We start from the raw sequence: 6,579 nt of genomic DNA, 5'->3' as shown, positions 1-6,579 counted from the left end.
ACTTTTGTCGGAATATTCATTTAAAGATATTGTCGGTAGGAATGATCTCTTTTCTGCCGTCAGCATAGTTCTTTTGATAAAAAGGATCTTTGATAATGTCGCCATTTACATTTTGAAAGGCATCGACCACATTGACAAAACCGAATTTTAATGTTGTTTGAATCAACTGATCTTCATTGATCCGACTAGCAATAAACTCCCGACAGGTATTTAAGAATTTGCTCGAAGAAGAATTACCTTGCTTATCACTTTTCCGTAAATGATCAACAATATTCTTGGAGAAGGGCGCTGCTAAATCTTCCAATGACAACGACGATTTGCCAGAGGGCAAAAGCTCAATGATTGACTTAGCAAGAGCAAATTTATATGTCGCTGAATTTTTGCCAAAGAGTATGATTGCTCGCCATTGCGATTCGAGACTGGGATCGTTTATCTGGAATATTGTAGACATTTATTCAAATTCATTAACAGCTTTGATCAATTAAAAAAGACCTATTCATTAATATGATCTTTCAATTCCTCTTTCAACCTATAGAATAGTTCTAACTCATAATTTAGCTGATCTTCTTCTGAAACAACCCGCGATAGGTGCGGTTCCGAGGGGTCGAATGGACCTTTTACGATTTCTAAAGTGACTATGTCTCCGAGATTAAGTGTCGCATTTAGCCAATCAACATGAATGTTTGCATCAGAATCTAGACCACCAACATGGAAACCAAACGCGTCATTGTGGCCTCTTCTACGAGCAAAAGCAGCCATCGCATGCAATACATAGTGAGCTTTGTTAAATCCTGCTCTTGTAATCTGTTCCCCGTTTATTCTGATATTGATACCTATATTGTCCATAAACTTATTTGATGTGGTCTTTAAGTTTTGCTTTTAAGAGGTGATAGTGTTCCAGTTTACTTTTAATTCTGGCTTCCTGGTCTATATCACTTTTGGTTCTAGTTTTGGGGTCGTCAAAAGGAGGCTCAATGACCTCAAAACTAATTGTGTCGCCCTCTTTTAGTTCGGTCCCGTACCAATAAACATTGTCGTTCTGGTCGCCATCCATTCCACTTACATTAAGGGTAAAGTCCTTACTTCCGTTATTTCGTTTCGCAAAGGTTATATTACCAATTAATACATAGTTATCTTTGTCCAATCCGGCATTTGTGACTAGATTGCCATTGACTTTTATTTTAAGACCTAGTTTTTTACCCATAATCGTGTCTATGATTAATTCTAAAGTTCTTTACTATTTCCAGTCTTTAATTTTTCAATCAACTCCTTCGCAATTGGAATATCAGCAGGTGCGAGCTTCCAATTTAATAGATCACTAACTTCCACCCACTCAAGTTGATCATGGTCTGTGGACCCTGTAGCTATATTTTTAGTCTCGCAGATGAAAGAAATCAATTCGATATCACCATTATCGTAATGATGTACAGTATCGAAAAATCGTTGTTTGATTTTGACTTTCAAGTTGAGTTCTTCGATCAATTCTCTAAGCAAAGATTCTTCATAAGATTCACCCTCCTCCACCTTACCCCCAGGAAACTCCCAATAGCCACCGAGGGATTTTTCTGGTTTTCGTCGGCAAATCAGAACGAGATCATCTTTAAATATAATTCCGCAAACAACTTTAGTTATAGCCATGATCAACTAGTTGATAGTTTTAGTCATTAATAATTTTAGTAATTCATCCAAACTCAATGTCTTATTTCGCCGTCTGTGAACCATGGAGTGGCAGTTGGGGCAAAGCACAATCATATCCATAAGGGGATTAACCACGCGTTCACCTTCACCATTAGATAATGGTTTGGTGTGGTGGACATGTATAAATCCGGCTCCCCATTCGCCATAAGCTTTCTCGAAATTAAAACCACAGCCCATGCAATTTAATCCATGTATTTCTATGGCTTTTTCACGAAGCTTAATGTCTCTTTCATATTTTGTTGAGTAAACCAATTTAAGTTTACCTTCTGAGCTGGTATAAGAATCAGAGATCTCTTGCTCACTATCATTGGTCGCGTTGAAATTATTGAGATCTGACAGAACGATTATGCTATTGAAAGTTTCTTCATCGACCGGTCGAACGCCATCGCGCCAATAATTTTTAAGTCTTGAAGTAGGAATCTTCTCAATAAATTGACCATTTTGTTTAGCAAGTACAGGATAGGAGAAAGGCTTAAAATTTATAATTTCAGCATAGTAATCATTTTTCTTAGAATCATTATCCTGCTTAACTTCTTCAATTTCTGCGATTCCAAAATAATGAGGATCACGAGTCATTCGCTTTGAAGCAAATGAGGTATCCTTCATTCGACCTTTATAGTAAACGATAACAGTTCCTTTTGCTAAATACTTTAAATAGCGTTTTGGGAAGTGATACTCTCTTCCTGTGTTATCCTTCCATTGGGAAACGTCATTTTCAGTGATGACAACGTAATTCATTAAATATTAAATAAACTTAAATAGTAGTGGGAGGAGTATTGTCGTCGCTAGGCTTAACGGATTTTATAATATCTCTTAAAATATCATTTTGCTCGCGTAAAGCCGCGGTGTGATCTCGTTTGGCGACGAGATATCTATCAAGAAGACTTGAAAGAACGAGGTACAGCCCGTAGAGACAGATTGCAATAAATCCTCCGTAAATGAGGTACATGAATAATCCGAATGAGAACATAATTTATAAGTTTAGTGGTTTAGAATTGTAAAAAAATATTACTAGGTAAAATCTATAGTACAGGTGTTACCATCGATTTTTACAACATTGTAAGGATCGTTATGTCTTAATCCAGCTGCGTAAGGAATTGCCATTTCTCTTAGCTTGAAAGGATCTATATGCTTTAAAACAATTGTTTTTTTCTCCCCCAATTCCATTTTTGATAACAATTCCAGAATGTCATCGCTCTCTTGCCAACTTGCAGGCTTATAAGCAATTTTAACAGGGCTTTTATTCTTATTGAACAAAAGTAGATCACCGCTTTCTACCTCAATGCCGCCGATACAAACACCCTGACTTGTATTGTAAAGGTAAATGGACTCAATCTTTTGACCTTCAAATGCTTCTTTTACCCAGTCGATCGCTTTTTTCATATTTGTACTTTTTTAGACTATATCCGTTAACCTAATTATCTTACCATCGTCAGAAAACTCAAAGATCGACTTCCCATCCAAGCTTATTTCTTCACCTTTTTTCAATCCATTTGGAAAATCCATCGCCGCGATTGCTCTATAGGTGATTGAGATATCGGTAGTACTATAATTATGAGTTATTGACTCAATGACTTGTTCTCTCTCGCTGAAATAGGAGAGCGCCTCAATAGCCTGTTTTTTAAATTCTTCAATACCTTGCAATTCCATCGTTTTCTCACCATTCATAACATTCTTGAAAATAATATCATCAGAAAATTCTGCTATCATATTTTTCGCATCCATCTGATTATAGGCCTCGACATATTTGAAAATCTTTTCCGTCCTTTTATTTAAGACGGATACGCTCATAAGTTTTGGTAGTTGGTTTCCCATTTATTTGCTAGTAGGTGTTTACACTTTTTCCGTATGCGCTTTTCTATTCTAAATCTGAAAATATAGATCCAAAGCGAGTATTAGCTCATCTCGCTGCCATCCAGGATTACACTTTTTTTTATTTGACTTTTCAATTTTGGCTCAATTTCATTCTGTATCATACCTATTCTGGATAAACCTACATGTCTCACCGAAAATGTTTGCTATACGTGCATAAATGATTCCTTTAAGCATATCAGGCCTATTCATTTCTTGGTGAATTTTATTGAATTCATATTGCACTATATCGAATTCATCATTGGTTAGCTTTATAACTGGAAATTGTTTCAAGAGATTAATGGAGGAAGAAGGCAGAAACGGTATCTGATTAATAATGCTTTTCCCAATTATCAAATAATGCACAATAGTATTTTTCTTGAATTTCCATTGATGGGACTGTCCGGTAGAAGCAAAACAAGGCTGAAATTCAGATACTACGGAACCAGAAGAATGATCCTCTTTCTCTGAAGAAAATAGAAGAACATAACAAAAGTTGTCGATTTCATTATCTTCAACTACTATTTCGTCGGTTTCCCAAGTAACACTTGAAAATCCCTCTATTTGTCTATTTCCGAAAGCAATATGTCTAATACTTACGTCAGATATTTCCTTTGTCATTATTCTCAATTAGTTTGCTCGGAATTTTCATAGTAAAACATCACCATCTCCTTTACCTCCGTAAATTGTAGCGCGTTTGTTAGTTATTTCTTTTTTGTTTTTCAATTAAAGGCTCGAACAGTGCTAAGTCAACTTTTTTTAAAGCTTTATCAATAGTTTCTGTAGGGATTGGTCCATTTAATGTGTAAAACACTTCTCCATGGTAGCGTTTGTCAGTTATATTAGGGTTTTTCTTATATTTTTTTGTATTAGTGACCAATCCTTTCAATAGCCCGCTTGTCCAATCAATAGATGTTAATTTGTTTAGAGGAGATGGTAAATGAGGTAATATATCTGAATTGGCAAACGACTTTTTGCTATTAAAATATTTAAGGTATATAATAACATAAGCGGCAAGGCTAAATTTTTTATTTAAGGAATCTTTTGGACTTGTCAGATTTGGTAATTGATTGTTTAAAAACTCTTGCAACTCTTTTGGGATAGCTTCTTTTTTTACTAAAACACAATCTTTGTCGAGAAAATATTCAATGTCTTTTCCAAAAAGATTAGAAATTCGCTTAGCTAGATCTAGAGAAATAGTTTTATTAAGTTGGCTCTCTGTTCCGCTATAAACTAAATTATATTTTTGAAGCAAGATATCCATTACTGCCTCAGTAATTTTAAGCGATACTCTTAATTCTTTAATATTTGATATAAATATATTGCTAAAGTATTTATCCATAAAAATATCGTTTCTTATTTTATTGTACTTTTGTTTGAAAAAACGGAATCGATTGTTTATCTTTGTTTAATCGATGCGACAAATAGGGTAGAGAGATAAAACTCTACCTAAACGATGTCCTCTCGTTTTGGAAAAACGGTCAAATTTGCCCACGAGAGTCACCGTAAGGTCGCCCATTAATGCTGGATTATTATATCTTTGTAGATATTACCCAGTAGGGCGTGCCTTATGTCAGACTTTCTAGGGGCAACCCGAAAAACTCGAGTAGTTTTTTGGTTAGGTTTACTTGACCGTTTTCCTCAACTAGAAAGCATTAAGGTTCGCCTTATTGGTTTTTTGACCAATTCGCCTTCCCCAAGCTTTGAAAGGTTCATCGTTTAATAACCAACATGAATGATTATGAAACGATTAGAAAACACCCACCAAAAAACCACAGTTTACCTCCAGGAGATGAGCTATCGGTTTGCCAACACTATTCCAATAAAGAACGCTATCCGCGCGCCAGAATAGTTTATTAAATCATTAAAAACCGAAATAGGAGAGGGCTGCTATCGCCAATTTGTAATGTGCCGATAGGATACAAATAAGTACTCCCTTGTTTAAGGTTTTCCGATCTGTCTGTTTTTACAACATTCCCTTTAGATCAGGTTAATAATAGATTTATTTGCTCTATTCAAGCGTCAACAACTTAAAATTAGCATTTAATTTTTATTGTTCCAAACAAATAAAAGGAATTTAAGCATAGTTTTCTATTGCTTACAGATCGGTTTTTTATCTTTCCCGACAGGAAGCGTCATAATGTCCCCCTAATCAATGCTTTGTAATCGTCTCGGGGCGCTTTGCGGGATTTTGTTAATTCTTAATTTGTGAAACCTGCAAGGATCTAAAGTTCCCTGCAATGACACCTCTTTGGAATGCAATTTTTTTGCAATGGGGGAAGCTACGTCCAATTAAAAAGAATAGGACATAGCTAAGTCATCTTTATTGAACCTATAAAATGAACCAAAAATATTCAAATGTGCTAGCGCTAGAGCTAGCCATATACCAAGTACACGATCAGGATTATGATCCCACGGATAAGATTGCTGATTTTTGGAAAAAGTATGATATCCGTACCATCCAGAATACCATTTCTTTACTACTTAAGAAGTCAGCAGACCGTTGGCCGAATGAAAATGTATTGGAACTCTGTCACAAGCAGGTGTTCGGCTTCGATCTATTAGCTGTACTGATTGCTTATTTCCACGTGCATAAAGACTATGTGGACATGAGCAAATTAGATTTTTCAGACGCAGAAACAACAGGTTTTAGTTTGGATGAGCTGGGGATCACCAAGCGGATCCATGAGTTTTTTGGACGAATTACAGACTAACCTTTAACAATAAGCAGATGAAACACAGATCAAATCGGATGGCTGCCTTATTGGATAAGGTCGCATATCTGGCAGCTATAAAAGATGCCGCAAATAATAATTTTAAAAAAGTACCATTTACTTGGGGTAAAAAGCACCCCTTCGATTGTTTAGTATATAGCTTGAGGCAGATGATATCGGCATGTACCCCTGTGCCGATGCCAAAGAGTGTAAAGGGAATGTTTACCATAAGGACAATTCTAATCCTGTTCCTTATGATGTTCAGTTTTCATATGTTTAGTTTATCAGCTCAGACGCCCCGCAAGGACAGCGGGGC

General features: G+C 36.0%; 11 protein-coding genes. 2 read left to right on the top strand and 9 right to left on the bottom strand.

Annotated features, from left to right (window positions below; genetic code table 11):
* Positions 1 to 16: 16 nt before the first annotated feature.
* From B2X72_RS07475 to B2X72_RS07435, 9 genes are all read right to left on the bottom strand, one after another.
* A complete protein-coding gene (locus tag B2X72_RS07475; RefSeq protein ID WP_286848868.1) occupies positions 17 to 451 on the bottom strand; it encodes a hypothetical protein in 435 nt (144 codons plus the stop codon).
* 41 nt (positions 452 to 492) lie between these two features.
* Positions 493 to 846: a hypothetical protein gene (locus tag B2X72_RS07470; protein ID WP_286848865.1), complete on the bottom strand. Its 354-nt coding sequence runs from the start codon at positions 844 to 846 to the stop codon at positions 493 to 495.
* A 4-nt stretch (positions 847 to 850) separates the two neighbouring features.
* Positions 851 to 1,204: a hypothetical protein gene (locus B2X72_RS07465; RefSeq protein ID WP_286848863.1), complete on the bottom strand. Its 354-nt coding sequence runs from the start codon at positions 1,202 to 1,204 to the stop codon at positions 851 to 853.
* A 20-nt stretch (positions 1,205 to 1,224) separates the two neighbouring features.
* On the bottom strand, positions 1,225 to 1,638 hold the full coding sequence (locus B2X72_RS07460) for a (deoxy)nucleoside triphosphate pyrophosphohydrolase (RefSeq protein WP_286848860.1): 414 nt from the start codon (positions 1,636 to 1,638) through the stop codon (positions 1,225 to 1,227).
* 6 nt (positions 1,639 to 1,644) lie between these two features.
* Positions 1,645 to 2,436 (bottom strand): HNH endonuclease, encoded by a 792-nt coding sequence (locus tag B2X72_RS07455; RefSeq protein ID WP_286848858.1) that lies wholly within the window; start codon positions 2,434 to 2,436, stop codon positions 1,645 to 1,647.
* Positions 2,437 to 2,709: 273 nt separating this feature from the next.
* A complete protein-coding gene (locus B2X72_RS07450; RefSeq protein ID WP_070566626.1) occupies positions 2,710 to 3,081 on the bottom strand; it encodes a hypothetical protein in 372 nt (123 codons plus the stop codon).
* A 12-nt stretch (positions 3,082 to 3,093) separates the two neighbouring features.
* The gene (locus B2X72_RS07445; RefSeq protein WP_070567108.1) at positions 3,094 to 3,489 is read right to left on the bottom strand and encodes a nuclear transport factor 2 family protein; all 396 of its coding nucleotides are present in this window, start codon (positions 3,487 to 3,489) and stop codon (positions 3,094 to 3,096) included.
* 171 nt (positions 3,490 to 3,660) lie between these two features.
* On the bottom strand, positions 3,661 to 4,170 hold the full coding sequence (locus B2X72_RS07440) for a hypothetical protein (RefSeq protein ID WP_286848854.1): 510 nt from the start codon (positions 4,168 to 4,170) through the stop codon (positions 3,661 to 3,663).
* A 79-nt stretch (positions 4,171 to 4,249) separates the two neighbouring features.
* Entirely contained in the window at positions 4,250 to 4,891 is a 642-nt protein-coding gene (locus tag B2X72_RS07435) for a hypothetical protein (RefSeq protein ID WP_286848852.1), read from the bottom strand.
* Between the two features lie 997 nt (positions 4,892 to 5,888).
* On the opposite strand from B2X72_RS07435, the gene B2X72_RS07430 reads away from it, so the two are divergent.
* Together B2X72_RS07430 and B2X72_RS07425 are read left to right on the top strand one after the other, a co-directional pair.
* Positions 5,889 to 6,263 (top strand): hypothetical protein, encoded by a 375-nt coding sequence (locus B2X72_RS07430; RefSeq protein WP_286848849.1) that lies wholly within the window; start codon positions 5,889 to 5,891, stop codon positions 6,261 to 6,263.
* A gap of 17 nt (positions 6,264 to 6,280) precedes the next feature.
* Positions 6,281 to 6,579: hypothetical protein (locus tag B2X72_RS07425; protein WP_286848847.1), on the top strand; the 299-nt coding region annotated here is incomplete at its 3' end.

Source organism: Sphingobacterium sp. UBA7253 (genome assembly GCF_002472745.1).
GTDB classification, from domain to species: Bacteria; Bacteroidota; Bacteroidia; order Sphingobacteriales; family Sphingobacteriaceae; genus Sphingobacterium; species Sphingobacterium siyangense.
The sequence above is the reverse complement of the archived record's forward strand: the minus strand, read 5'-3'. Positions and strand labels throughout refer to the sequence as shown.